38 protein-coding genes are annotated in these 26356 nt (G+C 38.2%); 32 read left to right on the top strand and 6 right to left on the bottom strand.

Going from position 1 to position 26356, the window contains the following annotated elements:
- Positions 1-20: 20 nt before the first annotated feature.
- From PCI70_RS03835 to PCI70_RS03815, 5 genes are all read right to left on the bottom strand, one after another.
- Positions 21-254 carry a helix-turn-helix domain-containing protein gene (locus PCI70_RS03835; RefSeq protein WP_269914038.1) on the bottom strand — a complete coding sequence of 78 codons (234 nt, stop codon included), beginning with the start codon at positions 252-254 and terminating at the stop codon, positions 21-23.
- On the bottom strand, positions 255-1355 hold the full coding sequence (locus PCI70_RS03830) for a hypothetical protein (RefSeq protein ID WP_269914037.1): 1101 nt from the start codon (positions 1353-1355) through the stop codon (positions 255-257).
- 2 nt (positions 1356-1357) lie between these two features.
- Positions 1358-1756: a hypothetical protein gene (locus PCI70_RS03825; protein WP_269914036.1), complete on the bottom strand. Its 399-nt coding sequence runs from the start codon at positions 1754-1756 to the stop codon at positions 1358-1360.
- Positions 1757-1758: 2 nt separating this feature from the next.
- Complete coding sequence (locus PCI70_RS03820) at positions 1759-2013, bottom strand: hypothetical protein (protein WP_269914035.1); 255 nt, start codon at positions 2011-2013, stop codon at positions 1759-1761.
- Positions 2014-2239: 226 nt separating this feature from the next.
- A complete protein-coding gene (locus PCI70_RS03815; RefSeq protein ID WP_269914034.1) occupies positions 2240-2971 on the bottom strand; it encodes a S24 family peptidase in 732 nt (243 codons plus the stop codon).
- Between the two features lie 140 nt (positions 2972-3111).
- Here PCI70_RS03815 and PCI70_RS03810 point away from each other — a divergent pair, with 140 nt between their 5' ends.
- From PCI70_RS03810 to PCI70_RS03675, 28 genes are all read left to right on the top strand, one after another.
- Positions 3112-3354 (top strand): transcriptional regulator, encoded by a 243-nt coding sequence (locus PCI70_RS03810; RefSeq protein WP_269914033.1) that lies wholly within the window; start codon positions 3112-3114, stop codon positions 3352-3354.
- A 57-nt stretch (positions 3355-3411) separates the two neighbouring features.
- The gene (locus PCI70_RS03805) at positions 3412-3918 is read left to right on the top strand and encodes a phage regulatory CII family protein (protein WP_269914032.1); all 507 of its coding nucleotides are present in this window, start codon (positions 3412-3414) and stop codon (positions 3916-3918) included.
- Entirely contained in the window at positions 3890-5104 is a 1215-nt protein-coding gene (locus PCI70_RS03800) for a hypothetical protein (protein ID WP_269914031.1), read from the top strand. The genes PCI70_RS03805 and PCI70_RS03800 overlap by 29 nt, the downstream gene beginning before the upstream one ends.
- A complete protein-coding gene (locus PCI70_RS03795; protein ID WP_269914030.1) occupies positions 5104-5319 on the top strand; it encodes a hypothetical protein in 216 nt (71 codons plus the stop codon). Before PCI70_RS03800 ends, PCI70_RS03795 begins: the two co-directional genes overlap by 1 nt.
- Entirely contained in the window at positions 5316-5582 is a 267-nt protein-coding gene (locus PCI70_RS03790; RefSeq protein WP_269914029.1) for a hypothetical protein, read from the top strand. The genes PCI70_RS03795 and PCI70_RS03790 overlap by 4 nt, the downstream gene beginning before the upstream one ends.
- Entirely contained in the window at positions 5579-5968 is a 390-nt protein-coding gene (locus PCI70_RS03785) for a beta-sandwich lipoprotein (protein WP_269914028.1), read from the top strand. The genes PCI70_RS03790 and PCI70_RS03785 overlap by 4 nt, the downstream gene beginning before the upstream one ends.
- Positions 5969-6253: 285 nt before the next feature.
- Positions 6254-6685: a hypothetical protein gene (locus PCI70_RS03780; protein WP_269914293.1), complete on the top strand. Its 432-nt coding sequence runs from the start codon at positions 6254-6256 to the stop codon at positions 6683-6685.
- A 19-nt stretch (positions 6686-6704) separates the two neighbouring features.
- Positions 6705-7256: a hypothetical protein gene (locus PCI70_RS03775; protein WP_269914027.1), complete on the top strand. Its 552-nt coding sequence runs from the start codon at positions 6705-6707 to the stop codon at positions 7254-7256.
- 234 nt (positions 7257-7490) lie between these two features.
- A complete protein-coding gene (locus PCI70_RS03770) occupies positions 7491-7748 on the top strand; it encodes a hypothetical protein (RefSeq protein WP_269914026.1) in 258 nt (85 codons plus the stop codon).
- A gap of 113 nt (positions 7749-7861) precedes the next feature.
- Positions 7862-8170, top strand: coding sequence for a hypothetical protein (locus PCI70_RS03765; protein WP_269914025.1), 309 nt, complete (start codon positions 7862-7864; stop codon positions 8168-8170).
- A 236-nt stretch (positions 8171-8406) separates the two neighbouring features.
- Positions 8407-8634 carry a hypothetical protein gene (locus tag PCI70_RS03760; RefSeq protein WP_269914024.1) on the top strand — a complete coding sequence of 76 codons (228 nt, stop codon included), beginning with the start codon at positions 8407-8409 and terminating at the stop codon, positions 8632-8634.
- A 67-nt stretch (positions 8635-8701) separates the two neighbouring features.
- On the top strand, positions 8702-8941 hold the full coding sequence (locus tag PCI70_RS03755; RefSeq protein ID WP_269914023.1) for a hypothetical protein: 240 nt from the start codon (positions 8702-8704) through the stop codon (positions 8939-8941).
- Positions 8934-9236, top strand: coding sequence for an HNH endonuclease (locus tag PCI70_RS03750; RefSeq protein ID WP_269914022.1), 303 nt, complete (start codon positions 8934-8936; stop codon positions 9234-9236). The genes PCI70_RS03755 and PCI70_RS03750 overlap by 8 nt, the downstream gene beginning before the upstream one ends.
- 140 nt (positions 9237-9376) lie before the next feature.
- Positions 9377-9889 (top strand): terminase small subunit, encoded by a 513-nt coding sequence (locus tag PCI70_RS03745; RefSeq protein WP_269914021.1) that lies wholly within the window; start codon positions 9377-9379, stop codon positions 9887-9889.
- A 3-nt stretch (positions 9890-9892) separates the two neighbouring features.
- Positions 9893-11569 carry a terminase large subunit gene (locus PCI70_RS03740; protein WP_269914020.1) on the top strand — a complete coding sequence of 559 codons (1677 nt, stop codon included), beginning with the start codon at positions 9893-9895 and terminating at the stop codon, positions 11567-11569.
- Between the two features lie 57 nt (positions 11570-11626).
- Positions 11627-12211: an HK97 family phage prohead protease gene (locus PCI70_RS03735; protein ID WP_269914019.1), complete on the top strand. Its 585-nt coding sequence runs from the start codon at positions 11627-11629 to the stop codon at positions 12209-12211.
- Positions 12208-13536: a phage major capsid protein gene (locus PCI70_RS03730; protein WP_269914018.1), complete on the top strand. Its 1329-nt coding sequence runs from the start codon at positions 12208-12210 to the stop codon at positions 13534-13536. Before PCI70_RS03735 ends, PCI70_RS03730 begins: the two co-directional genes overlap by 4 nt.
- A gap of 71 nt (positions 13537-13607) precedes the next feature.
- Positions 13608-13766, top strand: coding sequence for a hypothetical protein (locus PCI70_RS03725; protein ID WP_269914017.1), 159 nt, complete (start codon positions 13608-13610; stop codon positions 13764-13766).
- Between the two features lie 8 nt (positions 13767-13774).
- Entirely contained in the window at positions 13775-15214 is a 1440-nt protein-coding gene (locus tag PCI70_RS03720) for a phage portal protein (protein WP_269914016.1), read from the top strand.
- A complete protein-coding gene (locus PCI70_RS03715; RefSeq protein WP_269914015.1) occupies positions 15211-15501 on the top strand; it encodes a head-tail connector protein in 291 nt (96 codons plus the stop codon). Before PCI70_RS03720 ends, PCI70_RS03715 begins: the two co-directional genes overlap by 4 nt.
- Before the next feature lie 2 nt (positions 15502-15503).
- Positions 15504-15854 (top strand): phage head closure protein, encoded by a 351-nt coding sequence (locus PCI70_RS03710; protein WP_269914292.1) that lies wholly within the window; start codon positions 15504-15506, stop codon positions 15852-15854.
- Positions 15855-16319, top strand: a complete 465-nt coding sequence (locus PCI70_RS03705; protein WP_269914014.1) for an HK97-gp10 family putative phage morphogenesis protein — start codon at positions 15855-15857, stop codon at positions 16317-16319.
- A complete protein-coding gene (gp17, locus tag PCI70_RS03700; RefSeq protein WP_269914013.1) occupies positions 16316-16684 on the top strand; it encodes a tail completion protein gp17 in 369 nt (122 codons plus the stop codon). The genes PCI70_RS03705 and gp17 overlap by 4 nt, the downstream gene beginning before the upstream one ends.
- A gap of 62 nt (positions 16685-16746) precedes the next feature.
- Positions 16747-17214 carry a phage tail tube protein gene (locus tag PCI70_RS03695; protein WP_269914012.1) on the top strand — a complete coding sequence of 156 codons (468 nt, stop codon included), beginning with the start codon at positions 16747-16749 and terminating at the stop codon, positions 17212-17214.
- A gap of 54 nt (positions 17215-17268) precedes the next feature.
- Positions 17269-17754 (top strand): phage tail assembly chaperone family protein, TAC, encoded by a 486-nt coding sequence (locus PCI70_RS03690; RefSeq protein ID WP_269914011.1) that lies wholly within the window; start codon positions 17269-17271, stop codon positions 17752-17754.
- Between the two features lie 20 nt (positions 17755-17774).
- The gene (locus PCI70_RS03685) at positions 17775-17903 is read left to right on the top strand and encodes a hypothetical protein (RefSeq protein WP_269914010.1); all 129 of its coding nucleotides are present in this window, start codon (positions 17775-17777) and stop codon (positions 17901-17903) included.
- A gap of 101 nt (positions 17904-18004) precedes the next feature.
- The gene (locus PCI70_RS03680) at positions 18005-18724 is read left to right on the top strand and encodes a hypothetical protein (protein ID WP_269914009.1); all 720 of its coding nucleotides are present in this window, start codon (positions 18005-18007) and stop codon (positions 18722-18724) included.
- A gap of 32 nt (positions 18725-18756) precedes the next feature.
- Positions 18757-19245 (top strand): hypothetical protein, encoded by a 489-nt coding sequence (locus tag PCI70_RS03675; protein ID WP_269914008.1) that lies wholly within the window; start codon positions 18757-18759, stop codon positions 19243-19245.
- 8 nt (positions 19246-19253) lie between these two features.
- On the opposite strand, the gene PCI70_RS03670 is transcribed toward PCI70_RS03675, so the two are convergent.
- Positions 19254-19694 (bottom strand): Arc family DNA-binding protein, encoded by a 441-nt coding sequence (locus tag PCI70_RS03670; protein WP_269914007.1) that lies wholly within the window; start codon positions 19692-19694, stop codon positions 19254-19256.
- A gap of 169 nt (positions 19695-19863) precedes the next feature.
- On the opposite strand from PCI70_RS03670, the gene PCI70_RS03665 reads away from it, so the two are divergent.
- From PCI70_RS03665 to PCI70_RS03650, 4 genes are all read left to right on the top strand, one after another.
- Entirely contained in the window at positions 19864-20775 is a 912-nt protein-coding gene (locus PCI70_RS03665) for a BRO family protein (RefSeq protein ID WP_269914006.1), read from the top strand.
- Between the two features lie 123 nt (positions 20776-20898).
- On the top strand, positions 20899-21060 hold the full coding sequence (locus PCI70_RS03660; protein WP_269914005.1) for a hypothetical protein: 162 nt from the start codon (positions 20899-20901) through the stop codon (positions 21058-21060).
- Between the two features lie 343 nt (positions 21061-21403).
- Positions 21404-25462, top strand: a complete 4059-nt coding sequence (locus tag PCI70_RS03655) for a transglycosylase SLT domain-containing protein (RefSeq protein WP_269914004.1) — start codon at positions 21404-21406, stop codon at positions 25460-25462.
- 22 nt (positions 25463-25484) lie between these two features.
- Positions 25485-26356: hypothetical protein (locus PCI70_RS03650; RefSeq protein WP_269914003.1), on the top strand; the 872-nt coding region annotated here is incomplete at its 3' end.

The raw sequence follows: 26356 nt of genomic DNA, 5'->3' as shown, positions 1-26356 counted from the left end.
CTAGCCAATGGTTCAAGAATTTACACAAGTCCGTATTTCTTTACTTTTGAACGTAATGTGTTGCGATTTATACCGAGATTACGACTAGCTTCTGCTTGATTGCCACGAGCTTTAATAAGAGCCTGACTAACGATTGCTTTTTCAACCGTACTAATAATTTCTTGGTATGCATCGCCGTGTTTATTAACCAATGCTTTCTGAATGTCTTGCACCGTAATAACGATAGATTGTGATTGAGAATTGCGAACATTCATTTAAGCCTCCTGCATTTTTGCAAGTTGTTCTTTTCGTACATCCATAAGGTCTTTAAATCGACTATGGATGATTGGATCTAACGCATTAACTTCTAGCTGTAGCTGATCAAGTTCTTCTAAACTTTCAGCACGACTTATACGCATAGCAAGGGTAGGGCCATCATCTTCACTTGCAGGCTTAGGTGGCTGTTCTTTAATTTTTTGTAGATGAACCAGACGAGCATTAATTGCTTTTAGGAGTGGTGCACGTTGCTCTATAGACCAATGTTTTGTTTGATCTACAACGCTGTTTGCTTCGTCAGTTGTATGTGCTTGCTGTACCTTTGCAATCAAAGTATCCAAATCTTTTTTATAAGTAACTTCTTCATAAGCTGCACTAATTAAACTTTTGATACCTTTAATCGTGAGTTTATCTGTTCCTTGTTTAATGCAATCAATATCAAGAATTTCAGCTTCAAGAGCCTTTATTTCTTCATATGTTTCGCATGCAGTAATTTTGTCTTTGTATTCTCGCCATACAGGTACTGCACTTATAGCAGGTGGTATTGTTTCTACTGGAGTAGGTGATGACTCTTCTGCAACATCATTTGATGTCGTAGATTGGCTATTTTTGGTTGTAGCCTTGGGTTTATTCTTGGGTTTTTCTTCTTTTGGCACTAAAAAAGAATATTCTTTTATATTGATGTCTAGATCAGAATCTAAACCAATTGTTTTATGCCATGCTTTAATTTGATTAATGGCATTTTCTTCATTGCGTTGAGCAAAACCATTTTTAACCGATGCAACCAAATCCGCATTTAAAATGTTAAATTGGCCTTTTAAGATTTCACCAGTCGTGTCAATAACGTAAATAACATCGCCGTCTTTCAGCTCATCAAGCGTGAAAGGTTTAGTAAACTCAATACCTGCAACCGTTACAATCTCAATCTGAATGGCAAATTCAAATTCTGAATTAGTAAAAATATCTGCTGCAAAATCTGAAATAGGTGAATAGTCGCCAAGTAGGGAGCCAACAGTTTTACGACAAACAACAGGCTTGCCTGCCATCATTGCATCGAACGCTTCGCGTGCTGCAATCACACCATTTGTTAAAATTTCCATGATTACGCCTCCAGTACAGCGTCAGTTATTATTGTTTTTGGTGCTAAATCAGCAAAGTTGTTTTGAGTATCAGCAACAAAGGGTGTGCTGATTTTGTCAATGCGTTTTAATGTATTGGCTTCTAAGTGCAGTAGCTCATCTAAATTTTCATTTAAGTAGCAAATAATGGTTGCGTTAGAAACGCCTGCAGTCTTATCTATTTTTAGATCTAAAGACATAGAGCCACGATTTTTTAAAACGGCAACGAACTTGCCATCGTCATACAAGCGGTAAGCATCTTCGTCTTGTTGCAGACTAAGTCTTTCTAAACGGCGTGCCGTAGTTTCTAGTTTTGCGTGTAGACGAGCGATTTCGATTTCACGACCTTGCTCATGAGTAATGGCAACAGGGAATAGGCTCATGGTTATTCTCCCGCATGATCACGTAGTTTTTGAGCTTCTATCTGTGCTAAATAGGCATGAGCTTGTACGGCTTGCTCATCTACTTGATCCGCCGACTTAACCAGAAACAAGAAACATAGGTAAGAAAAAACAAATAAGATTAAAAGACCGCTTAGGATATGGTGTAACTTTTCACGGCGTTGTTTGGATTTGAAAAACTGATTGCGAATTGACTTGTTGTAAGTAACGCATTGACTTACTTGTACTTTTGAAACCATAATAAACTCACTGCTAATTTGATGGGCAGTAGCTCGCACTTGATTTTAGACGGTTGGGTGCGAGTTCTTGTTATTAAATTTATCAAATGATAAATGAATGATCAATAGCAAATGATAAATATTTTAATAAAAAGATAACTAATTATTATTATTTTGATAAATAAAAAGGATAAAAAAAGTCTGAAAATTATCAGACTTTTTTGCATAAATTGTAAGAATTATATTTTTAAAGATCTCCGCCTTTCCAAACAGCTCTACCTTTAATCTCAAGCATATGTAAATCTTCTTTATTTATAATTTCATCGGGGTATGTTGTCTTGTCTGGGTTATCTGATGCAATTCTCAAACTGCCATTAATATTTTTAAATATACGTTTAATTCTTAGTTCGTTATTTGCAAAGAAAGCATAAACTTTTCCGCTTGTTATATCATCAAAACTTTGTGCCCGAATATCGATTAATACTGCATCGCAATGGTTTATGGAAGGCATCATGCTTTCGCCGTCAGCATAAATAATTGCAGTATCACCTCTAGTTAGTGAAATCCCTTTTTTTCTGAAAAAACTTGTTCTAAAGACTAAGCTATTTTCTGATGTTTCATCGCAATCATTGATATATCCAGTGCCACAAGAAGCTCTAATATCAAATACAGGCACAACAATATATTCATCCAAAGCTAACTCAAAGCTTTCTGCCTTGGTAGTTTCCAGATTCTGCTCTAAATCTGTTTTTTCTAAAAAACCAAAGGGTAGAGATAGTTTGCTCTCGATTAAGCGAGCCTTAGCTTCACTTACGCCTCGAGCTCCTTTCTGTGATGGCTCCATTAACATTTGAGATAAATAAGATTTGTCTATTTCAACAGCCTTCGCTAGTAGTTCCTGTGTCTCAAACTGTTTTTCAAGTAAAAGTTTGGTAATTAATTTCCGCAGGTTTCTGCGGCGCACCTCTTTGATGTTCATTTGGGAGCCTATTAAACATTAAAAATAGTTATCAAATGATAACAATAACGAGATAAATCCGCTAATTATCACTTTACAAACCTTATTATCAAATGATAAATTTAACCTTATAATATTTAGCAAAAAAGGTTATCTTTTTTATGCGTAATTATCACTTAGTTAGCTATTTAGCAAATCTTGCAAATACTGCACGTGATGAGTTTGCAAAAAACTGTGGCACTACACCAGGTTACTTGAAGCAAATTGCGTACGGCAATCGAAAATGCAACGCATCACTAGCAATCCAAATTGATAAACATAGTGGTGGCAAAGTTTCATGTGATTCCTTATGTCCTGATGTTGATTTTGACTATATCCGCAATCAAACCCATCTAATCGCTTAAAACCAATTATCTATATTTCTCTTAAATAAATAAACGTGAATAAAAACAAGGATTCACATGCAACCAATCAATGAAATTGAACTAAGCGGCGAAGTTAAAGCAGCTTTATACAAAATGGTTCATCAAACCGTAGGTGTAGAGCCAAAAGACATTGCCGAGCTTACTGGCGATTCGCACAAAACAATTTTGAACTATGCGAACCGCAATATGGAAAACCATTTGCCGAGCTTAAAAAAGTTTGAAGCGATTTTGATGTACACACAAAACCCTGCGGTTTTAAAAGTATGGGCACATAAATTGGGATACATGCTTGTTTCAAATAAAGCCTGTGAAACAAAAGAACATCAAGTAAGTGTGGTAGAGCAGTTGCTACCAGTAAACGTAAATACAGGAAATTTAAATCAAACGATTCACAACATTTTGGCAGACGGAGTAATTACGCCGTGTGAAATGAATGAAGCAATGGAGGTGATTGACGAAATGATGGCAGATCTACACGGATTGCGAAAAGCCATTAAAAAAGAGTGTCAGCGTTATGTTGATGCACACAAAGAAAAAGCCTGATGTGGAAGATCAGGCTTTTAGTATTCAAATTCATACGGTTAGGATAAAAATGAACACAGCAATTATATCACAAAATGCACAATCAACAATCACTAATACATACGGCGTTGTAAATAATCGTACGTCTGCAACATTTGGTGAATTGTCAGAACAGCAGCAGCTTAAACAAGATCATGAGTATGCATATACGCCGTTACCCAACTTCTTAATTGATGAGGGTTACTTTGCAGAGCTAAGCGATAAAGCAGTGGTGATCTTAACTGTTATTAACCGTCACACCAAAGGCTTTCATAAAGCTAAACGTTCTATGGCACTAGATACAATCATGTCATTGTCTGGTATTAAAGATGTTCGTACAGCACGTAAGTTTATTAACGAACTAAAATCATTTGGCTTATTAGAAGTGATTGGTCGTACTGGTTCAACATCTTTTTATGGTTTAACTTTTGATAAGCGTAAAGCTCTTAAATCTAATACTCAAAATGATCAACCCCTAGCACAGTATGCACCCACACCCCTAGCACAACATGCAGGGGGTACCCCCTACACAACATGCACCCCATTAAAAGAAATATCTTTAAAAGAAAATATTAAAGAAAAAAATAAAAAGGGTTGGCTTGTTTTAGAAAAAATTAAAAAGCAGATTTCTGAGGTGAACAGTTCAATTGACTTTAACAAAATCAAAAATGCGTCTTGGTTTAAACGTGAGTTAGAAGCGTTTGAAGAATTCAATGCTGATAAAAATCACTCTGATTACACCATGCAATATTTATTTGCTGACAAACTGATTCAAGCTCATTTGAAAGCAGAACGTGTAAACAATCAGATTGAATACCAAAAATCTAAAAAACAATCTGCACCTGTTAAACCAACATCACCTACTGAAAAACCTAAAGCAAAGGCGAAGCCAGTTGTACCTGTGATTGATCACCGTGAACAACAAACTACGGTTACAGCTGAAAAGCCAAAACCTGCAGGTATTCGTTTGTCTTTAAAACAAGTAAGTGCATTTGCTCACAAGCTTGCTAACCATACGCCGTTTGCAAGCAAGCATGCAGAGGTAGGCGAACAAACTAAAGACCTAGAACAGCGTTTGCGTATGAAGTTAGGTTCACCTGATTACGCTCAATCAATCCTTAAGGACTTGCAGGCAGTTGGTTATGTGAATTATGGGTTGGTGTCGTAATGGGGATTTATCTAGGAGATTTAACGCAAGTGATTTGCTCTGAAAAACAAAGCGCCGTATGCCAAGCGTTGAATGCGTTACAAGCAAAATGGTCACAAGATGCAATCGCTCAGCAGTTGGGAATTGATGATGGTGTGATGATAGATCTAATGCTAACAATGCCAGTGGATGATGAGCAGTTAGATGAGATTTTAAATAAGTTGGGATTGTTATGAGTAGTAAGAAAATACGTTCTGTTTTAAAAAAACAAGGCTATGAGATTTTAGACTTAATCGTAATGCGTGGTAATGGCTACTGCACAACAGAATGGCTTGTTAAATTGCCACAAAGTCAAATAGATTTCCTTATGGGTCTTGATGATGAAGATTTCTCTGAATTCGATTTTAACCAAGATGGATACTTTGGTGGTGATGCGGAAATTATTTCTGAAATATTGGAATGCTTACCAAAATATCCAAATACAGGAAAAAGCCAATGAAACCAAAAATATTATTAGCTGTATTTGCTGTTTCATCAATTATTGGTTTATCGGGTTGTAGTAGTGATGCACGTGTTGCATCAAGCAACCTATCAGAAGATGCAGATAATTTTAAAATTAATCGCCGTACCGTTTTTTATAACGGAATCAACGGCGAATATATCTTAAGTATTGAGGGTAAGTGCTCTATCCATAAAGATGGGGCAGATAAACAGCTTGAGGTAACGTGTAAAACAGGCAATAACCAATACAAAAAACATTACTTGGGTATTTCCGATAATGTTACCTATTTTTCCGAACAAATAGATGGCACAACGGTTAGCCCTAATTTTTATAAAGTTGTTTTTAAGCCAAGTGTAATTATTCCAAATATTGAGGTTCGCTAATGTGTCCATTTTGTGGCAGGCAAAAAGGTGGGCTTGTTTGTGGGTATTGTGGTTGGGTGCCAAGTAACGCTGCATGCAAAAGAATTAATGGTGGCAAGTAATGGATAAATATTTACCTTTTGGGACTGTGGTATGCATAAGAGTTACTCTTGTTTTTATCATATTGACACTACAAACACTAATAACCATTTTTATTATGAACTCAATTAATAAAGATTCCGCAGGGGCATGGGTTACTGGGTGTTTTATTACGGATGTCTGTGTTTTTTGTGTGGCGGCAATTAAATTATGAAAATATTAATAGGTATAGATACAGGTGTTAAAACAGGTTTCGCCGTTGCTTTTGATCATGGTCTTGGTGGTGAGCTTCAACAGGTTTGTTCTTTAACAATTACAAAAGCAATGGATCAAGTAAAAGAGCTTATTGCTGAACATCAAGGTATTAACGTGCGTCTATATATTGAGGATGCACGGTTGCGTACATGGTTTACCGGTGGCCGTGAAAAGGCTCAAGGTGTTGGATCTGTTAAGCGTGATGCATCTATATGGGAAACTTGGTGTAAAGAAAACGCCGTTGATTGCTTGATGATTCACCCAAAGGCCAATGCAACAAAACTTAAGGCGGATGTATTTAAACGAGCGACTGGTTGGGTTGGTAAAACAAACGAACATAGTCGTGATGCTGCAATGCTTGTACATAAACGTATTTATAAATAATTAGAGTAGGTTGTTATTCATGGGAACAGTTGTGGCTTTAGATGGTATGAGTCCTTTTGAGTGGCTTGGTCGTGAGATGCGTGCCAAAATTGCACAGTATGAAGTTAGCTCATCAGCAACAGGGGAGAAGCCACCAAATTGGGAAGACAAAGCAGGAGTGTTCGCATTGATGGATGATGACTTACAAAAAGACCTAGCGTTTTTATTAGCGTACGGCGATTGGAAGGAACATGGTGCACAGTACGCTAAGGTACTTAAATTTTTAACTGCATCTATTTTTGTAGTGGCAGATGTAGAGAAGAAGCGTAATAAAGATAAGTTGCCTGAGATCTGTCGGAAGATTGCCAATATGGAGCTTTATTATTTCTTGCATGACCGCATGAATAGCAGATTTACTGAAGAAGGTCGTTTATGGTTTGCTGGAATAGAAAATGTTATGTCAGCAGATACATATCGAAAAAGTTGGAAAAAGTACGGCGATGCTATTCGTATGATGTTACAAGAAGCAAAAGCGGATGCGATTAAATATATTGAGCAATATCGCCGTGAATTAGAAAAAGAGCTTAATTGACAGAATAACGGGAAATAAGGTACTATTTTTATATAGTGGTCATGCTTTAATTATTAATCTTAACTTAGTGGTTTGGGTTGATGCATGACTACTTAGAGAACCAAAGCCTGACATTTATTTGTTGGGCTTTTTATTTGGTAGACCCCATTTCCTTAATACTTTTTAAAAAAGTGTACATGTAGATAATATATTTTTTGGCTATACTTTAAACTTTTAATAAAAGGATTTTTTATTATGAGTATTACTGTATTTTTTAAAAAAAATGCTACTGATAAATCAGACGTTCGACATCATAGGGTGGTGTGTGGAAACTGTGGGAATGAAAGTTCTTATTCTGCACCTAGAGAGAACATAGATCCGAAAAAATTTCATACTTGGGTCCATGGCCGTCAAAATGGAAAGGCTTCTTTTAAAGTTGGTCACCAATGTTTAGAGTGTAGACATGAGGATGGCGATGTTTGTTTTATGCCTGAAAGTGTAAAAGATATATAGGATTGCAATAAAAGAAACGAGTTTTTTTATAGTTTTAATCTGAACCACAATTTTAACCGCATACAGAAATGTTATGCGGTTTTTTTATTATCTAAAACAAGGTGAGCATCATTATGCCTAAAGATCATAATTGCCCTAAATGCAACAAAATTATTTTACCTGACTTTAATTATAAAGCGGGTGATAAAGTCTATGTACTTAATGAAACTCAGAAGCTTATGCGTGATGGTCGCATGGATGTGCAGGAGAAAGTATCTGTTGTAACTGTTGTTGGTGTAGATCCTAAAGATCAAGACTGTCTAGAAGTTAAGACTGCGAACAATCGTAAACAATCTTGGTTTCGTTATTCGTTAGTACCTGCTGATGGTCCTACGCAATTAGATTATCGCCGTATTGGTCGTTGCCAGTGTGAGTCTGAATAGGATTAATATTATGCGATTTTTCTCAAAACCCTCTGTTGAGGAGGTTACTTATTCTGACTTCCTAATCGTTTACCACTTTTGGTTTGTTGATAGTAAGTACTTTGAGCAAACATATCACCACAATATTAGTAAACAGGAAGCTCTAAAAGAAGCTCTTCTCTTTAAGCACAAACATGAAGAAACATTTAATAAATGTGCTTTCACAGTCATTGATTTAAAGGGGGTGAATAAAGGGCATGGCATGTAAAAGCTGTGAAGAACGCCGTCAATATTTAAAAGGTATTTATGATGAAAGTGCAGAACGAATCAAGTTGGCCATCGCTCGAATTACTGGTAAAGCAGAACGAACAGACACAACAGCAAATGTTAAAGCTGTTGGAGCAGAACAATCTACTGATCCAACAGAACAGTCTATTGGTTCAAGTGAACAACGAACAAAGCGTACAGATCCAAACACTACTTGAAGAGTTTGATGCTGACGAACCAAAGCGTACAAGTAAATCATTGGATGATGATTAAGGAGAAGTTTTCATGCCTTATGTAGTTTCAATTATTCCTAGTAAAAAATCACCTGACGGTTTGCCTCTTGGGCGAGGCACCAAAGTATTGTTAAGTAATGGTGAATATCTAGAGGGTATTAATAGCATTCAGATTGATATTAAACCGAACGATTGTTGGAAAGCATTTATCGAAGTTATTCCCTCAAAACAAGATGAAGTAGAAGCTTTGTTGCAGTTGGTGCCTCAAGATACAAAGGAAAATAATGGCTAAATTAACGACATTAAAGCCACGCCTTCATGTATCTAAACCATACGAACCACCTGTTAAAAAACAATGGGGTAAAGGTCGTGGTGGTCGTCCATGGCGCCGTACTAAACAACGCATACATGAGCGTGATGATTGGACATGCTGTGAGTGTGGTCGAGTAACGCCTGAGCTTGAGTGTGATCACATTGTTAACACTGCACAAGGTGGCTTGGATGATGATAGTAATCTGCAGTCACTTTGTATTGATTGCCATAAAGTTAAAACCCAACAAGAATCTAAGTTTTTAAATAAATTCTAGGCTAACTTTCTTGGTGCAAAAATATAGGGGTGGGGGGAGTATTTTTTATAAAAATCACTCGACCTCGGACACCGCACCCTATCCCATTTATAAAAAAATTCTTTTTCAGAAAAGTTAAGTCTAAAAGTTAAGGTGACGCTATGGCATTGACTCCAAAAATGAGTAAGTTTGCCGAAGCTATTGTTGAGGGTAAGAGTAAAAAAGACGCTGCGATTTCAGCAGGTTATAATCCTAGCACAGCTTCGCAACAAGCCTCAAAACTCAACAAAAATCCTGATGTTTTAGCTTATATTGACGAGTTAACTCAGTCCAAAAAGTTAACCGCTAAAAAGGTAAAAGTTAACTCCAAAAATGAGGTTAAGTTAACTCCTGAGAAAAAAGAAGTTAAACCAACGCAAGACTCTGTAGAGCCTGACGAGAAGTTGGAAATTCCAATAGGTGCGATAGAAGATCCGCTTGAATTTTTAAAAGCAGTTTGGATGGATGAAACAGCTTCACCATCTCGCAGAATGGCAGCTGCTATTGCAGGCTTACCTTATGTGCATGGAAAAGTCGCATCTAAAGGTAAAAAAGAAACCCGAATTGATGAAGCCAAAGATAAAGCTAAAGGTACAAGTAAATTTGGTACGCTCAATTCACAACTCCCGAGCTAAAAAATGACAGCCATACCCAATTGGACAACAGCTTGCCCCGATTGGGAGGAGCGTATTGTTCAGCAAAAATCCCTAATGCCATGTAAGCCATTATTTCCGAATGTGGCAGATGTTGCGTTGAGGATTTTTAACGAACTCATTCTTGTTGATGTAATTGATAGCCCTAAGATGGGTGAAGTAACACGTGAATGGGTGCTTGAATTTGTACAAGCAATCTTTGGTGCGTATAACCCTGAAACAAAAAGGCGATTAATTCGTGAATTTTTCTTAATCATTTCCAAGAAAAATACAAAATCTACGATTGCTGCAGGCATTATGATGACTGCATTAATTTTAAATGATCGTATTTCTGCTGAATTGATTCTTCTAGCACCTACAAAAGAGGTTGCTGATAACTCATTTAATCCTATTCGTGACTTTATCAAAGCGGATGAAGAATTAAGTGCATTGATGAATGTGTCTGAGCATACAAAAACGGTCACTCATTTAGGTACTGGAGCAACATTAAAAGTAATTGCTGCAGAGAGTAATGCTGCTGCAGGTAAAAAAGCTTCCATTATTTTAATTGATGAGGTTTGGCTTTTTGGTAAACGTGCAAATGCCGAGTCCATGTTTCGTGAAGCAAAAGGTGGTTTGGCATCACGACCTGAAGGATGTGTGATTTACCTATCAACCATGTCTGACGAGGTGCCATGTGGTGTATTCAAGCAACTTTTAGATTATGCGCGTGATGTCCGTGATGGGATTATTGATGATCCGCGTTTCTTGCCACTCATTTATGAATTTCCCAAAAAGATGCTTGAGGCGGGGGACCACTTAAAGCCTGAGAACTTTTATGTTACCAATCCTAATTTGGGTGCATCAGTTGATCTTGAATATCTTGTATCTGAGTTCAATAAAGTTAAAGAAGCAGGTGAAGAAAGTTTACGTGACTTCTTGGCTAAACATTTAAATGTAGAGATTGGTTTAAATCTACGCGCTAACCGTTGGGCAGGTGCAGAGTATTGGTTGGCACAGGCTAAACCTGAAATTACCCTAGATCTGCTAATTGAACTTTCAGAAGTTATTACGCTTGGGATTGATGGTGGTGGGCTAGATGATCTACTTGGATTTGGTGCGGTTGGTCGTATGAAATCAGATCCACGTATTTGGTGGTGTTGGAATCATGCATGGGCAAATAAGATTGCAGTTAAAAGGCGTAAAGAAAACGCACCGAAATATGCTGATTATGAAAAAGAAGGCAGTCTAACCATTGTGGATAACGTGGGTGAGGATATTGATCAGCTCGCCCAAATTGCCAAGAAAGTTTATGACTCAGGTAAGCTCTATAAAATTGGTTTAGATCCGCAAGGATTAGGTGGCTTACTTGATGGGCTTCTTGAGGTTGGTATTCCTGAGGATCAGATGATAGGTGTGGCACAAGGTTATAAGATTATGGGCTATATCATTACAACTGAGCGTAAAACTGCTGAAAAAACCTTATTTCACCCAGGGCAAGGGTTGATGACATGGTGTGTTGGTAATGCAAAAGCTGTATACAAAGGTAATGGTATGATGATTAGTAAACAAGAAAGTGGTGTGGGTAAAATTGATCCGCTGATTGCACTATTTAATGCCGTTGCACTTATGTCTACGAATCCTACACCTACTAAAAAAGAATATAACGTCTATTTTTTTTAGACATATAGATAAAACGAAAGCTCACTTTTTAGTGGGCTTTTTTATTGGAGAAATGACGTGGAAAAGTCGTTTGGCAATTTTGAAATTAAAGAGATTAATGAGGAAAAACGCACCTTTAAGGGTGTGGCCAGCACTCCTAATCCTGACCGTGCTAAAGATGTCATGGTGCCCAATGGTGCTAAATATGATTTACCTATGCCGTTGCTATTTCATCACGATATGAAATCGCCCATCGGACAGGTGATTAGTGCAACCGTGACAGATAAAGGCATTGAAGTGGAGATACAAATTCCCGAAATCAAGGAAGAAGGCACACTTAAAACCCGAATAGATGAAGCTTACTACTCTTTGAAGTACGGCTTAGTTAAGGGTTTATCTGTTGGTTTTTTAGGTGATTGGGCTACCGCTGAGTGCCTTAAAACGGGTGGTATCAAATTTAATCAGTGGGATTGGTACGAACTGTCATTGGTCACTATTCCTTGCAATAAGGAAGCCGAAACAGATCTCACAAAAGCATATGAGGAACATAAAGCCACGTTGGGCAAAGAACCTCAAAACACCGTACCTGGTGGCGATACATCAGGGAAAAAACACATCGTTGTAAAACTAGATAGCCCAACAAAGGGTGGAGTAAAACTATGAATGAATATTTAAAAAAATTACTTAAGGCAAAAGCGGAAAAGAATTTAGCTATTCAAAAAGCTTTAGAAAAGTCTGCTGAATCTGGTGAAACTCCAGATGAAGAAACTGAAAAAGAAATTGAACAGCATGAAGCTGATATTGCTGCAATTGAAAAGAACATTGCACGTACTGAAAAGCAGATTGCCCAAATTGAACAAGCGGCTAAATCTGCAAAGCCAGTTGAAGGTGATACACCTGAAAATGCTGCCAAATCAGCAGATCCAAATAATACACCTGTGGTTGTAAAATCCAATTTACCTAAAGGTCTTGGTTTTGCTTTAGCTGTTAAAGCAACGGTTGCTGCACATAAGTCCAATCAAAAGAATGGTGGCGGTGGTACTAATGCGATTGAAGTATTGAAGTCATGGAACGCACCTGAAAGTGTACAAAACCTGATTCGCGCAAAAGCAAATATTGGTACCACAACAGGTGCTGATTTTGCTGCAGCATTGGTGGATCAGCAAAACTTAACCAATGAGTTTATTGAGCTATTGCGTCCTGCAACCATTCTTGGGCGTATGACAGGTTTCCGAAACGTACCATTTAATGTGAAGATCCCAACGCAAACAGGCAGTACTTCTGTAAATTGGGTAGGTGAAGGTCAGCAAAAACCTACAACTGATATGAAGTTTGGCAATATCACGTTAACTAAGTCGAAGTTAGCAGGGATTGTACTCTTATCTGATGAGTTGATTCGTTTTTCTAGTCCATCTGCAGACGCTTTGGTGCGTGATGATCTAGTCAAAACAATTAGTCAATTTATTGACGGGCAATTCTTGGATCCATCGAAAGTAGAATCTGAAGATAGTCCTGCATCTATTTTAAATGGTATCGCAGGTATTAAGTCCACAGGTACTACTGCAGAAGCATACCAAACTGATCTTTTAACTTGCATCAATGGTTTTATTGATGGCAACCAGAGCTTAGATGGTTCTTATTGGGTGATGAGTGAGACTCGTGCTGCACAAATGAGTTTATTGCGTGATGCGTTGGGTAATACTTATTTTCCTGGTATGAGCTTTGGTTCGGGGTCTAAAACATTGCTTGGTTTGCCGGTTGTCACTTCGCAAACAGCAGGTGAAAAAATTGTATTAATCAAGCCAACAGAAATCTTGCTTGCAGATGATGGTGGTGTGGACTTTGCAATTTCAAACGAAGCGACCATTACTAATGGCACTGAGGCAATTAACTTGTTTCAAAACAACTTATCTGCCATTCGTGCAGAGCGTTATATCCGTTGGAAGCCTGTGCGTAAAGCTGCAGGTTGGATTGACTACTCAGCTTAATCCAAATAACAGCCCTTAATTGGGCTGTTTCTATATCTAAGCAACACAATTGTTTAGCTATAGGAGCAGGCATGGAAATTAAGTATCTAAAGCAGATGCATAACGCAAATATTGGTGATGTTAAAACAGTAACGCCATTTGAAGCCAATATTTTGATTAAAACAGGTGTGGCCAAACCACATAAGCCAACACGTAAAAAAGATAACGAAACACAGCCAAGTGCTGAGTAGGTATTAATATGAGCTTCTTGGGCAGACTATTTGGGCGCACAAAGGGCTATCAAACTGTCCAAAGTGGCAGTAATGGTGGTTGGGGTCCTTTAATTCATGAGCCACATACAGGTGCATGGCAAGAAAATAAAGAATTAACGCTAAAAGATAACGCAAGTTTTTACGCTGTATTCTCTTGTGTGAGCTTAATTGCAAAAGATATTGCAAAGATGCCAGTGTTATTAAAAAAATGGCAGCAAGGTGTTTTGGTTGAGGCAGATCGACCTAAAAAATTACAACGTGTGTTAGAAAGACCTAATAATTATCAGAATTGGCAACAACTGCAGGAGCAATGGACCACAAGTTTATTGTTGCGTGGAAACACATACGTCTATAAACAACGTGATGCATTTGGTTGGATTATTCGGTTGGTGGTACTCAACCCTGATTTGGTTAAACCATTGGTTGATGAGCATGGCAATGTGTTCTATCAGCTGAGTACCGACAATTTAAGTCAATCAAAAAGTGAGATTGTGCCGGCTTCTGAAATCATCCATGACCGTATTAATTGTTTTTATCACCCATTGGTGGGTTTAACGCCAATTGTTGCTTGTGCGGCTGCATCGGCTCAAGGTTTATCTATTTTAGAAAATGCACAAAACTTTTTTAAGAATAGCTCACGACCAGGTGGGATCTTAGCTGCACCAGGACCAATTGATAAAGACAAGGCACAAGAAGTACAAAACCGTTGGAATCAGAAATATTCGGGCAACAATTTTGGTCAAATTGCTGTGATGGGTGATGATCTGAAGTACACGCCAATTGGTATTTCTGCAGCAGATAGTCAGCTCATTGAACAGCTCGGTATGTCAGCGCGGATTGTGTGTACAGCTTTTCATGTGCCACCGTTTAAGGTTGCCATTGGTGATGTGCAATCGGGTATCAAGATTGGTGATCTGAACGAAATTTACTACTCGGACTGTTTGCAAGCTTACATCGAGGCGCGTGAGAACTTACTAGATGAAGGGTTGGATCTTAAATCTTATGGCGTTCAGGCATTTCTTGATCTTGATGTACTAATTCGGATGGATTCAGTTAGTCAAATGGATTGCTTTGAAAAGGGTATTCGTATGGGAGTGTATGCACCAAACGAGGTTCGGCAAAAATTAGGGTATTTACCAGTTAAAGGTGGGGAGTCACCACTTATTCAACAACAAAATTACTCATTGGCAGCACTGGCCAAGCGTGATGCTAAAGATGATCCTTTTGCATCTGCAACCAAACAGCCAACGGATAGTGATGCTAAAAAGTCGTTTTCAGAAGCTTATAAAGGTGTATTTAAAGCTGAAAATCACTATCAAAAAGGTGAGTTTGTAACAAATAAAGGCTCACTTTGGCATTGTGAAAAAGACTGCAGTGGTGAGTTTAATCATCAGAACTTTAAGCTGTGTGCGAAGGAGTGGGTATGAGTATTACGACATTGGATGAAGTTAAAGCTCACTTGCGTTACGACACAGATGATAGTGATGTTGAGCTTGATGCCTACCGTGAAGCGGCAGAGCAATTAGTGTTGGACTATGTGACCGATACTTTTACAGGTGGTTATCCTAAACAATTTAAGACTGCAGTATTTTTATTGTGTGGGTACTTTGATCAAAACCGAAACTTAGAAAAGGATATGCAGAGCGATGGTAATTATTTACCTCAGCCTGTGCGTATGCTGCTTTATAAGTATCGTAGTCCAACGGTGGAATAATGATGCAATCGAGTCAATTAAAACACCGCATCACCATTGAGCAAGAAACCACGCTTGGCCAAGACCCTAAAACAGGTAAAGTTCAAAAGCAGTGGGTAGCACTTGTAACGCTTTGGGCGAATGTTTCTGATCTTTCAACCAAGGATCAGCTTCAAGCACGTGCATTATCTAGCACAATCCAAGCACGTGCGAAGATCCGTTATAGCAAGACTGCAGCAAAGATTAATTCAACTATGCGTGTGCTGTTTGAAGGTCAATATTATGTGATCGATGGTAACCCGATGCATGATCTTGATAGTCGCCGTGAATACTTAACTTTAAATCTGGCCACAGGGAAAAAGGAGTGGGTTTAAGTGAGCGTTCAAGTACATATCAGTGGTTTAGAGCAAGCAAGCCGAAAACTACGTGCGTTAGGTGATGATAAGCTTGCAAAGCGGATTACACGTAAAGCAGCACGTAAAGCAATGAATATTGCACGTAACAAGGCGCGTGAAAATGCCAAGTTGATTGATGATCCTGAGACTGCAGCAATGATTTATAAAAATATTGTGGTGCAGTCAGGGCGACCTCGAGGTGCAGATGTTGTGATGCGTTTGGGTGTGCGTGGCGGTGCAAGCAGTAACCAACACTCAAAAGATATTTCGGGTTTAAGTGGTGGTGATACACGACATTGGCGCTTTGTAGAGCTTGGTACTAAATATGAGCCTGCAACACCGTTTCTACGCCCTGCGTTTTATAACAGTATTCAGGCGATTGGTAATAAGTTCTGCGAAGAATTTAGCAGTGAAGTTTCTAAAGTGCTGAGTAATACAACATGATTGCACCTATTTTTAGTTTGCTTGCTCAGTGTGATCGAGTGACAAAACTTTTAAAGTCGGATGATATTGTACGCGCGTGGAGTTTTGGTGTTGCGCCCGATGAACCGCAACTACCATACGTCACTTGGCAGAATATTGCAGGTACAGCATTTAATAATCTTGATGATCGTCCAAGTGGTGATCAGGCCGTCATTCAATTTGATGTATACGATACGGATGATGAGCGATTGATTGAGATAGCTCAAGCTGTACGTTATGCAATTGAGCTTGAATGTAATGTCACGTCCATTCGTGATGTATCCAAAGATCCAACAACAGGTATTTTTCATATCGGGTTTGATGCGCTGTGGATTTTACCTAACTAATTTTTAAATCTTTTATGACCGCCGTAATGGGCGGTTTTTTTATGTCTCAATGGGAGAAAATAATGTCACAAATTCGCGTTCAAGGCTCTCGTGTTTATGCGGTAGTAGGTGCAGTAGTTGAGCGTCTACAATGTTTAAAAACGATAGATTTTGGTTCTGATTCAACAGGAAAAATGGAAATTACCTGTCTTGATGAATCTGATACAAAGTCTTATTTGCCCGGTCTTACTGATCCTGGTGATGGCTCAATGGGTTTTGATTTTAATAAAGCTAACGAAAGTCACTTAAAAGTTATCGATTGGGCTCAAAAGAAAACTGAAGTAACTCTTATTATGGCAGAACCAGGGAATGATACCGATATTCCAAAAGTTGAAAATGGTGAAATTAAGTTACCAACTAATCGTACATTTTGGAAATGTGTAGGAACGCTTTCAAGTCCTGCATGGAAATTTGAAGCCGATACACTTGTAAATTGCACAGTCACATTGCAACGTAAAACTGCATTGGTTTGTATTCCTGCAACGACTTAATCACAACACAGACAAACAGCCCCAATTTAGGGGCTATTTTTTTAGGGGTATCGCATGAAAAAATTAACAGTAGAAAGCATCAAGGCAGGCAAGCTAATTGGTGAGCCTAAAAAAGTTGAGATTAAAGTTTCTGTGGATGGTGAAGAGCAGATTTTTGAAACAACGCTTAAACCGTTTAGTTATGGCACAGCAGTTGCGCATCTACGCGCATTTGGTGAAAAACGTGAAGCACTTGCAGGAATTCTTGCCTCATCAATGCTTGATGAAAATAATAAGCCACAATTTACAGAAGAGCAGATTCGTGAGCATTTTAGCGAAGAGCTGACTAATGCGGTATGGGGTAAGATTGTTGAGATCAATGCGTTGGGAAAGACATCGAGCTCGACCCAGACGACGAACTCCTCTGCGAAATCGCGATCGCAACGTCGCAAACGATCGCGAAAGTCAAACGCATGCCATTCACAGAAGTCAGAACATGGGCAGCATACGTCAGAAAATACGGCAGCCTTAACATCGGACGGCGCATCGAGCAAGAAGTAGCGCGTATTCATCATTCATATTTGGCAGCTAAAGGCGTTAAAAATGTAAAATTAATTGAGCTGATGTCTCATGAGCAACAGCCTCAAGCTGCAAACGATGATGTTGATGAATTAACGGCGTATTTGATGAAGCACTCGGAAATTGAATAGCCATCTTAGGGTGGCTTGGATTTAATGTTTTGAGCAATAATTCTTCATTTAGAGCTCATTTTTTGTTAAATTATGTTATCTAATGGAAAAAATATGTACACATGAAGAAGATTTATGTTGGTTTAGTTGCTAGTGCGCTGTTTTTAAATGCTTCTGCAGAAAATTGGAAACCATTAGCGGTAAATCATAGCAGTCCTGATGATTTGAGTAGCTCTAGTGTAGATGATCAAGTATATATACAGCCAAACACAGACCAACAACTTGCCCCAAAACAAATGAGTGAAGCTGAGTTTAATAAATCTCTTTCGCTTGAATATACCGCTCAAAAGGGAAAATTTGAGAATAATATTGATGCCGACATTAAGGGTGGTGCAATTGGAATATCTGCTGTTCCAACAAAAAATGGTATATGGTCAAAATTTGAATTTCAAAAAAATGATGATTATTCGGCAGACTATTATGAAGCGTCTTTTGGTGGTCAATACAATTTAGTTAATTTAAATGGCTTGTATTTGACAGGAACCTACGGCTTGGGTATTGGCTTTGCAAAAGTTGATGGATTTGATAATTCAACCTTTATAACGGTACCTGTGGGCTTAGAAGCAGGCTATAACTTTACACCACGTTTTGCTCTATTTACAGGTATTGGTTACAAGTGGGCTTGGGATGTTTCGCCATCATCAACCTGTAATGATGGCTCATCAAGTAATAGTGTGGGAAGTGGTACTTGTTCATCTCATGGGGGTATTAACCACTATAACGATAACATAGGTAATTTTGATGGACTAACTTATAAGTTTGGTATGCGTTATAACTTTTAATTGATAAAAATTATATTTAATCGAGAATAAATATGAAAAAGTTTTTAATTATTTCAACTTTTTTACTGAGTTTTACAGTTCATGCATACTCTAAAACCTTATGGCAATCAACAACAACAGGAATGACAGTTAATCAGGTTCAAAAACTATTTTCTGATGCTGATAGAATTTCGCCTATTGCTATTCAAACACTTGGGAGTGGCGCTAAAAGTCTATTGGAATTGAAAAGTTACAAAATAGGAATAAATTACTATAAAGCTACTTTTTATTTTAAGGATAACGGTTTAAACCAAGTAACACTAACATTGCTTGATGGACAGTATGCCCTAGGGGCTTACAAGTCTCTGACAGATGCTTTTAGGATTAAATATGGGGCAGAGGTAATAAATGATGAAGGTCACTATTTGTGGGAGAAAAGATGGATTTCGCGAGAAAAATCCAATGTAACAATGTTGTTGATAGATAAAATGTTGCTCGTTATTTATAATGAAGGTAATGATTTGGATTTAGATAAACTTTGAAAAGCACCTTAGGGTGCTTTTTTATCAACCCAATGATCTTCAATAATTAGCCAGTTTAATGATCCTTTGCCATCATCAATAATATCTAGATGGGAGCCACCTTCATATACTCTAACATTTTTATTGATACAAGCGAGGCGATGCTTTAAGGATGATCTCTCTAATGCAGTAAGAGCAAGTTCCAAATCTTTTTTAATTTCGCTTAAATCTTGTGAATAATCAATTTTAAAAGTATTAGCTAATTTTCCATATACAAGTCTTTTGCTTTTGTAATTATCTGGGAGATTGATAATTCTTACTTTAACTTCATCTTCAGTAGTTCTAGTTTCTTCTAAGCGGGCTGTAATTTCTCCATTTAAAGTGCGGTGGTTCTTTTTTGCTTGCTCCTCAATAAAAGATTTTAATTCAGGAGATAAGCGAATTTTTAATTGTGAATCTTCTCTGCTCATGTATTAAACGACTTTAATATAAATTTAAAATTATATTAGCATGTTGACTTGTAAACCTCAAAGGTTTATTGTGATCCAATAATAAACCATAAATACGGTTTATTAAAAAGCCCCGTACAATCTTGGCGGATAGCGGGGCTCGTCATCAACATACTTTGGAAGTATTGATATGAATAGTTTAACACTATCTTTTAATGATGTGAATTTTTCACCCATTGAACGCAACAACCAAATTTGGTTAACGGCAAGTGAGTTAGCAAGAGCATTAGGCTATGCACGTTCTGATGCTGTTTCTAAAATTTATGAACGGAACTCAGATGAATTTACATCGGAAATGACCTTGACCGTCAAAATGGGGGTCAAGGGCTTTGGCAACGGTAGCTCAGAAAAAGATACTCGTATTTTCAACTCGCGTGGCTGTCATCTAATTACATTTTTTGCTCGTACAAATGTAGCTAAGCAATTTAGAAAATGGGTTTTGGATGTTTTGGATAGAGAGATTTTAAAATCTCAGGTTAATTCATGTAATAAGATTTCATCCGAGCAACAAGCTGCACTGCATGAAGTGGTAGATAGAAGATCTAAAGGTGAACGAAAAGTTTATGCAGAAATGTGGTCTCGTCATAATCGACACTTTAAAATTCCACGTTATTCGGAGTTACACGCTGTACACTTTGAAGATGCAAAGCAGTATTTAGAGACCATGCAACTGCGTCAGCCTAAACTTGTTCAAGATGATAAAACCATTTTTAGTGAATTAGAGCAAACCACCACAGACCAAGTAATGAGCTATATTTTTAGTTTAATGAGCGAGGTAAACCGCTTAAATGGCAGAATGCCAAAACCATTAGATTTTGATGACGAGTTAATGACAAGAGCTGTGGTAAATGACCGTATGGCGGGTAAACGTATGTTTTTAACGTTTAATGCAAGAACATCTCAGCCAGAGGTTAAGTTTATTGGCAACGATATGGTAGTTGTAAATAAAGATAATATCCAAAAAGTAATTGGTGATTCTAATCAAATCCCAACCAAAGCGCTGCCTGGTGTTATTGAGGCAGTAGCTAAGCGCATGAAATAAATTTTTAACTTTTAAGAACCGCCGTAATGGCGGTTTTTTATTTTCACAAAAGCAAAAAGCCAAGAACCGCAAATTCTTGGCTTTTTTATTCACTACAACTTAAACAGGAAGAAATAGGAATTAATGACCAATTATAACCCCAAAAGCCAATTAAAGGTAGGTGGAAAAATGAGTGAGGAAGGTGTAAATAAAGTTGGTTTGCGATTAGCTAACGCGGTAATTATCGCCGTAAGCCTATTTGGTATTTCAGCAATAATTACAGCGATTGGCTGTATTTTAAAATGAGAATGAGTATATGAAGTTTTTATTATCCTTTTGGTTGAAACTCTGTATTGGTATCGCACTTTTGCTTATTGCGTGTAGTCCATTTTTAATGGCGCTTGCCTACTTTGTTTTAACTTTAAAAAGTTAAGAAAATATCTTCAAACTAATTAATTGGTGTCTAAAAGAGGTAAATAAGATGAAAGCATGGTGATTTATAGCAATTCTACTTACCGTTATTATTTGTATGTATATCTATAAAATGTAACTAAGACCATCTTAATTATAATTTTTCTAAATCATCTAACGCTCAATACAAATGTATACCACCTGTTCGGTGGTTTTTTTATGTCTATAGGAAATCAACATGGCAACACAATCACTAGGTCGTCTTACATTAGATTTAGCTATCAAAATTTCAAGTTTCTCAAAACCACTTAGTCAGGCAGAGCGTCAGGCACGTTCTGCATCTCAAAATATTGCAAGAAGTTTTGATGCGGCATCTATCGCAGCTAAAGCATTGGGTGCAGCAGCGGCAGGTGTATCAATTGCAAGTGTTACCAATTTTATTGATGGGTATATTGATGTGGGTAATGAGATTAAAAAGTTTGCTCAACTATCTAATGCTTCGGTTTCTCAATTTCAATATTTTGCAGAAGGTGCAAAAACGGCAGGCATTAGTGCAGAGAAATTTGCAGATCAGATGAAAGACATGCAAGACCGTATTGGTAATTTTGTTGATACAGGTGGCGGTCCATTGGTTGATTTCTTTACTGCTGTTGGTCCTAAAGTTGGGGTAACGATTGATCAATTTAAGAAATTATCAGGACCTGAAGCATTACAGCTTTTTTATGATTCTTTAGAGAAATCAGGGGCGAGTGCCAGTCAAGTTAAGTTTCAAATGGAAGGAATTATTAGTGATTCATCTATGTTAATTCCGTTGCTACAAAACGGTGGTGAGGGTTTTAAAAAGTGGGGTGATGCGGCTAAAAAATTTGGTGCAATTAAATCTGACAACATGGTTGAAGAGCTTGCAAAGGCAAAAGAAAGTTTACAAATGTTTGATTTACGCTTGGAGGGCACAAAAAACAATATTATGGAGGCGGTGTTACCTGCATTTAATGCAGCAGAACAGCACTTTGATGAGCTAAAAACGGCTGCAATGGTGGTTGGTTCAGTTTTTGCAACTCGATTAACTTTTCAGGTTTTAGCATCTGCTCAAGCATTTACAATGACTGCAATTAGAGCAGGAATATATAGAGCAACGCTTGCCGGAATGGCAAATACTGCTGCAAGAACCTCTGCATCTATGGCAATGTTGCGTGGCGCAATGGCATTCTTGGGTGGTCCAATGGGAGTTTTGGCACTGACTGCTCAAGCGGTAGTTGCAGCAGGTGCTTTCATGTATATGAGCAAAAGCAGTGACTCTGCAAGCGATTCGTTAGATGAGCAAAGCATGTCCGTAGCCCAATTAAAAGAAAAATACTCGGATTTAAATGCCGAACAATTAAAGCTGAAAAGTATCAATGCTAGTGATGAGATTAAAAAGCAAACAGAGAAAATGCAAGACGCATTTGATGATATTGCGAGAATGGGTAGGCTGAATTTTAGTGCAAAAAGTGGTGAGGCAATTTTAGCTTACTTAAAAGATTTACAAGCAGGTGGCGACAAGGCTGCGGAGGCATTTGCAAAACTTGAAAAGAAAAATGTTGTAAGTAGTTCGGAAATTGAAAAATTAGTTAAATTAAGTAGTGCTGTTGCAGATACTCGTAAGGAAATTGGCAGACAAAATGAGGTTTCTAAATTAGCTATTCAGCTTGCACAGGAGCAAACCAAAAGACAAAAGGAGCATGCTCAAGCAATCAATAAAACAGGCGAGGCTTATGTAAACTTAAACAATAAGCAAATGGAATACATCAAAAATGCTCAAAAAGCAGTTGCTAAACAGAGTTTTATTCAGCAACAAGTAGCATCAGGTATGCCTCGCGAGAAAGCAGAGTCTATTGCAGATGCTTACGATAATTCATCAGTAGATGGCTCACCTATTGATTACACCAAGCCATTACCAAAGCCAATGCAAGAGAGTCAACAAAAGTTATTTGATTCTCAAAATTACACTTTGTCACCTAGTGATATGAGTAGACTCAAGGGGGCTAAAAAGTATGCTTTAGAGAATAATATTGAGGAAGCTGCTAAACGTGCAGGCTTGCCCGCAGGATTATTAACTGGATTGGTTGCACAAGAGTCAGGCGGGGATCCAAATATACAAAGCCCATCTGGAGTTCGTGGTGCATATCAAATTACAAGTAAGACAGGAAAGCCTTATTTAACACCATATGAAAATGTTCATAATCAGCAAAAAGCCACTCAAGCTGCTATTGAAATTATTAAAGGTCTTTTGGAAAAAAATAAAGGAAATTTACCAATGGCATTGGCTGCATATAATGGCGGTCAAGGCGGTGTTGATGCAATCAAAGCCGGCAGGGTTTCCAAAGATGTTACTGCATCAGGTGGCATGGAATATCGTAAAGGTAAGGGTAAGAAAAAAGGTGAGTGGTGGGTTTCTCCGCAAAAGCGAGATGAAATAAATGCTTACCCAAATGGTGTTTTAAAGTTTTCAGCAGCGGCGAATGGTAGCTCAAAAGTAGATCCATCAATGACGATGCCAACTACTGAAGATATGCTTAAACTTCAAAATGGAGCAATAGAGGCACAAAAGTCATTAAAAGATTATGCAAATGCTCAAGCCAAAGCCTATGGAGAACCAGCAGAAAAACTTTTGCTTGAACATAAAGACAAAGTTAAGGAGCTTAAAGAGAATTTTGCGAGTGATCCTGTTCAACTTAAAAAGTTTCTTGATTTGGAAAATCAGCAATATGATGAGCAAAAAGCCAAGCTGCTTGCTGATAATAAGGCTGTTTTTCAGCAATATTCTGAGTTTGAAACAGATAAAATTACGCAAATTAAAAACTCTTTTGCACAGCAACAGGTTTTGGCTGCACAAAATAGTCTGTTAGATGACAATCAAAAAAAACAAGCATCAGAGTTACTTAAGCGCGATGAGCAAGAGCAAATTGACGCCGTTAAACGTGAAAATGATGCAATGGTGTTGTCAGCGCAAGAAGGATATGCAAATGTAACTGAGGTCATGCGTAAACGTTACGAAGCTGAACGTGCAGAAGCATTGCGCACAGCTAAAAAGAATGCGGTGAACCCTGAACAACAGGCTGCATATTTATCAGCAATTGATACTAAGTATCAACATGAAGTGCAAGAAAATGAATTTGCACAACGTGAACGCTTGCTGTCTGCTCAAGAGGGAATTTTAAAAGAAACGGCTTTAGTAGTTGCTCGTTATGATCTTGAGCGAGATCAGCTTAAAGCAACAACAGGGATTAGTAAAAAGGAACTTGATGCACGTGTTGCGTATCAAGAAATTACCCAAGCCAAATCGCTTGAAAAGATGACCAAGGAGCAACGAGACTCGTATAAAGAAATGTATCGTAGCGCCGTACAAGCACCAGAAGATAAGTTTGGTGAAAATAGCAAAACGATCAGAGATCTTTATAAGGGCAGTAATGACCTGCGAGATACTGAGATTAATTCTAGTGATCACAATCAGAAAGTCTCTACAGATGATCTAGAGCAGAAGAAACTAGGTGGTCTACTAACAGAGCAGGAGTATCAAGACCAACTCACAGAGATTGTTAAGAAGGGTGAGGATGAACGTGCTCAAGCTCGGGCAGATGCAGCACAGCGAGAAGAGAACATTCAGAAAGCATCAAAGCAGTTGCAACTTCAAACTGAATTGGGTTATGGAGAGCAAATTTTTGGCTCTATGACAACCATGATGGAGGATGCATTTGGTAAACAAAGTAAAGCGTATAAAGCAGCATTTACGGTGCAAAAGGCGTTTGCTATTGCATCTATTGGGTTAAAAATCCCTGAAGCATTAGCGAATGCAATGGCAGATACACCATATCCACTCAACTTAGCAGCATATGCACAAGTTGCAGGGCTAACAGCATCATTAGTTAGTCAAGTTGCATCGGTTGGTGCAAATGGTTTTAGTGATGGTGGCTATACAGGTTCGGGCGGTAAATATGATGTTGCGGGTGTAGTCCATAAGGGTGAGGTTGTATTTAGCCAAGAAGATGTTGCGCGATTAGGTGGTGTAGGGCAAACGGAAGCTTTACGTAAGGGTGGGCTTGATGCAGTTGGTCAACAAAACCAAATTGCATCACAAATTCAGCAAGCACAGGTGGAAAATAAGATTCAATCGGGTGATACAAACCTTTCAAACTATAACTTCTTTGATGCTGATGAAATGCTCAAACATGCAATGGCATCACCGAAAGGCACAAGAGTTCTTATCAATTGGATGAGTGAGAACTCAACCGCAGTAAGACAAGCTACCCAAGGGTAGTTTTTTTACATCTGGAGTTTTTATGATTATCACAACAAGTTTAGGCAAACTTGCTATTTGCCCTTATCGTCCACTGATTGAAGCGGTAGAGAATTGGCAGTACGTCACTGATATTTTTGAAGCGGTGGATAGTACCGAGGAGCGTATTGCATTACGTCAGCTTCCACGACAAACACTTAAATACAGTTATGCCATGGGTGTGGCTCAAATCCCTGCGTTCTTCAATTTGTTCTATGGGGCAATGCGGAATCAATGGGCGGTACCCATTTGGTTTGAAGGGCAGACGCTAGGTAATGTTAATAAAGGTGCATTAGCTCTTAACTGTACTACCTCACGCTATACCTTTTCCAAACTTGCATTGCTTTGGCAAAGTCCTGAGAAATGGCAAGTATTAGAAATTGATTCGATCAATAGCAACAGCTTAACGCTGCACAGTGCGGTCAGTACTAACTTTGATGAATGCCGACTCTACCCGATTAAAGTGGGTTGGATTTCAGGTGATGTGAGTCGCAATATCTCAGGGATTCATTGTGTTGCATCAGCCACCTTTGTCATTGATGACTTACCCAATATTGCTGAAGAAGTACCAAGTGTAACGTTTAACGGTGAAGATCTATGTTTTAAAAAGTTGCTACTCAATGGCGATACCTTAGAAACCACATTTTCACAGCAACAAGACATCATCGACTTTGGGCTAGGACTTGCCGTACAGCGTACAACATGGAAAACCCCACGTTTAGCCAAGCCTTTTCGCAATATCTTAAAGGACCAACAAGAGCTGTTTGAGTTTAAGCAGTGGTTGGTCAGACGTATGGGGCAGTATCGTCCGTTTTACATGCCAAGCTATGAGAGCAATTTACGTTTGGTGAGTCTGAACGGCAATAGTTTGGTGGT

The sequence above is a fragment of the Acinetobacter sp. HY1485 genome (genome assembly GCF_027568475.1).
GTDB lineage: Bacteria > Pseudomonadota > Gammaproteobacteria > Pseudomonadales > Moraxellaceae > Acinetobacter.
The sequence above is the reverse complement of the archived record's forward strand: the minus strand, read 5'-3'. Positions and strand labels throughout refer to the sequence as shown.

Excerpts from the sequence above, each read along its gene's own strand:
- PCI70_RS03835 (WP_269914038.1), bottom strand. The coding sequence starts at position 254 with ATGAATGTTCGCAATTCTCAATCACAATCTATCGTTATTACGGTGCAA.
- PCI70_RS03830 (WP_269914037.1), bottom strand. The coding sequence starts at position 1,355 with ATGGAAATTTTAACAAATGGTGTGATTGCAGCACGCGAAGCGTTCGAT.
- PCI70_RS03825 (WP_269914036.1), bottom strand. The coding sequence starts at position 1,756 with ATGAGCCTATTCCCTGTTGCCATTACTCATGAGCAAGGTCGTGAAATC.
- PCI70_RS03820 (WP_269914035.1), bottom strand. The coding sequence starts at position 2,013 with ATGGTTTCAAAAGTACAAGTAAGTCAATGCGTTACTTACAACAAGTCA.
- PCI70_RS03815 (WP_269914034.1), bottom strand. The coding sequence starts at position 2,971 with ATGAACATCAAAGAGGTGCGCCGCAGAAACCTGCGGAAATTAATTACC.
- PCI70_RS03810 (WP_269914033.1), top strand. The coding sequence starts at position 3,112 with ATGCGTAATTATCACTTAGTTAGCTATTTAGCAAATCTTGCAAATACT.
- PCI70_RS03805 (WP_269914032.1), top strand. The coding sequence starts at position 3,412 with ATGCAACCAATCAATGAAATTGAACTAAGCGGCGAAGTTAAAGCAGCT.
- PCI70_RS03800 (WP_269914031.1), top strand. The coding sequence starts at position 3,890 with ATGTTGATGCACACAAAGAAAAAGCCTGATGTGGAAGATCAGGCTTTT.
- PCI70_RS03795 (WP_269914030.1), top strand. The coding sequence starts at position 5,104 with ATGGGGATTTATCTAGGAGATTTAACGCAAGTGATTTGCTCTGAAAAA.
- PCI70_RS03790 (WP_269914029.1), top strand. The coding sequence starts at position 5,316 with ATGAGTAGTAAGAAAATACGTTCTGTTTTAAAAAAACAAGGCTATGAG.
- PCI70_RS03785 (WP_269914028.1), top strand. The coding sequence starts at position 5,579 with ATGAAACCAAAAATATTATTAGCTGTATTTGCTGTTTCATCAATTATT.
- PCI70_RS03775 (WP_269914027.1), top strand. The coding sequence starts at position 6,705 with ATGGGAACAGTTGTGGCTTTAGATGGTATGAGTCCTTTTGAGTGGCTT.
- PCI70_RS03770 (WP_269914026.1), top strand. The coding sequence starts at position 7,491 with ATGAGTATTACTGTATTTTTTAAAAAAAATGCTACTGATAAATCAGAC.
- PCI70_RS03765 (WP_269914025.1), top strand. The coding sequence starts at position 7,862 with ATGCCTAAAGATCATAATTGCCCTAAATGCAACAAAATTATTTTACCT.
- PCI70_RS03760 (WP_269914024.1), top strand. The coding sequence starts at position 8,407 with ATGGCATGTAAAAGCTGTGAAGAACGCCGTCAATATTTAAAAGGTATT.
- PCI70_RS03755 (WP_269914023.1), top strand. The coding sequence starts at position 8,702 with ATGCCTTATGTAGTTTCAATTATTCCTAGTAAAAAATCACCTGACGGT.
- PCI70_RS03750 (WP_269914022.1), top strand. The coding sequence starts at position 8,934 with ATGGCTAAATTAACGACATTAAAGCCACGCCTTCATGTATCTAAACCA.
- PCI70_RS03745 (WP_269914021.1), top strand. The coding sequence starts at position 9,377 with ATGGCATTGACTCCAAAAATGAGTAAGTTTGCCGAAGCTATTGTTGAG.
- PCI70_RS03740 (WP_269914020.1), top strand. The coding sequence starts at position 9,893 with ATGACAGCCATACCCAATTGGACAACAGCTTGCCCCGATTGGGAGGAG.
- PCI70_RS03730 (WP_269914018.1), top strand. The coding sequence starts at position 12,208 with ATGAATGAATATTTAAAAAAATTACTTAAGGCAAAAGCGGAAAAGAAT.
- PCI70_RS03725 (WP_269914017.1), top strand. The coding sequence starts at position 13,608 with ATGGAAATTAAGTATCTAAAGCAGATGCATAACGCAAATATTGGTGAT.
- PCI70_RS03720 (WP_269914016.1), top strand. The coding sequence starts at position 13,775 with ATGAGCTTCTTGGGCAGACTATTTGGGCGCACAAAGGGCTATCAAACT.
- PCI70_RS03715 (WP_269914015.1), top strand. The coding sequence starts at position 15,211 with ATGAGTATTACGACATTGGATGAAGTTAAAGCTCACTTGCGTTACGAC.
- PCI70_RS03710 (WP_269914292.1), top strand. The coding sequence starts at position 15,504 with ATGCAATCGAGTCAATTAAAACACCGCATCACCATTGAGCAAGAAACC.
- gp17 (WP_269914013.1), top strand. The coding sequence starts at position 16,316 with ATGATTGCACCTATTTTTAGTTTGCTTGCTCAGTGTGATCGAGTGACA.
- PCI70_RS03695 (WP_269914012.1), top strand. The coding sequence starts at position 16,747 with ATGTCACAAATTCGCGTTCAAGGCTCTCGTGTTTATGCGGTAGTAGGT.
- PCI70_RS03690 (WP_269914011.1), top strand. The coding sequence starts at position 17,269 with ATGAAAAAATTAACAGTAGAAAGCATCAAGGCAGGCAAGCTAATTGGT.
- PCI70_RS03680 (WP_269914009.1), top strand. The coding sequence starts at position 18,005 with ATGAAGAAGATTTATGTTGGTTTAGTTGCTAGTGCGCTGTTTTTAAAT.
- PCI70_RS03675 (WP_269914008.1), top strand. The coding sequence starts at position 18,757 with ATGAAAAAGTTTTTAATTATTTCAACTTTTTTACTGAGTTTTACAGTT.
- PCI70_RS03670 (WP_269914007.1), bottom strand. The coding sequence starts at position 19,694 with ATGAGCAGAGAAGATTCACAATTAAAAATTCGCTTATCTCCTGAATTA.
- PCI70_RS03665 (WP_269914006.1), top strand. The coding sequence starts at position 19,864 with ATGAATAGTTTAACACTATCTTTTAATGATGTGAATTTTTCACCCATT.
- PCI70_RS03660 (WP_269914005.1), top strand. The coding sequence starts at position 20,899 with ATGACCAATTATAACCCCAAAAGCCAATTAAAGGTAGGTGGAAAAATG.
- PCI70_RS03655 (WP_269914004.1), top strand. The coding sequence starts at position 21,404 with ATGGCAACACAATCACTAGGTCGTCTTACATTAGATTTAGCTATCAAA.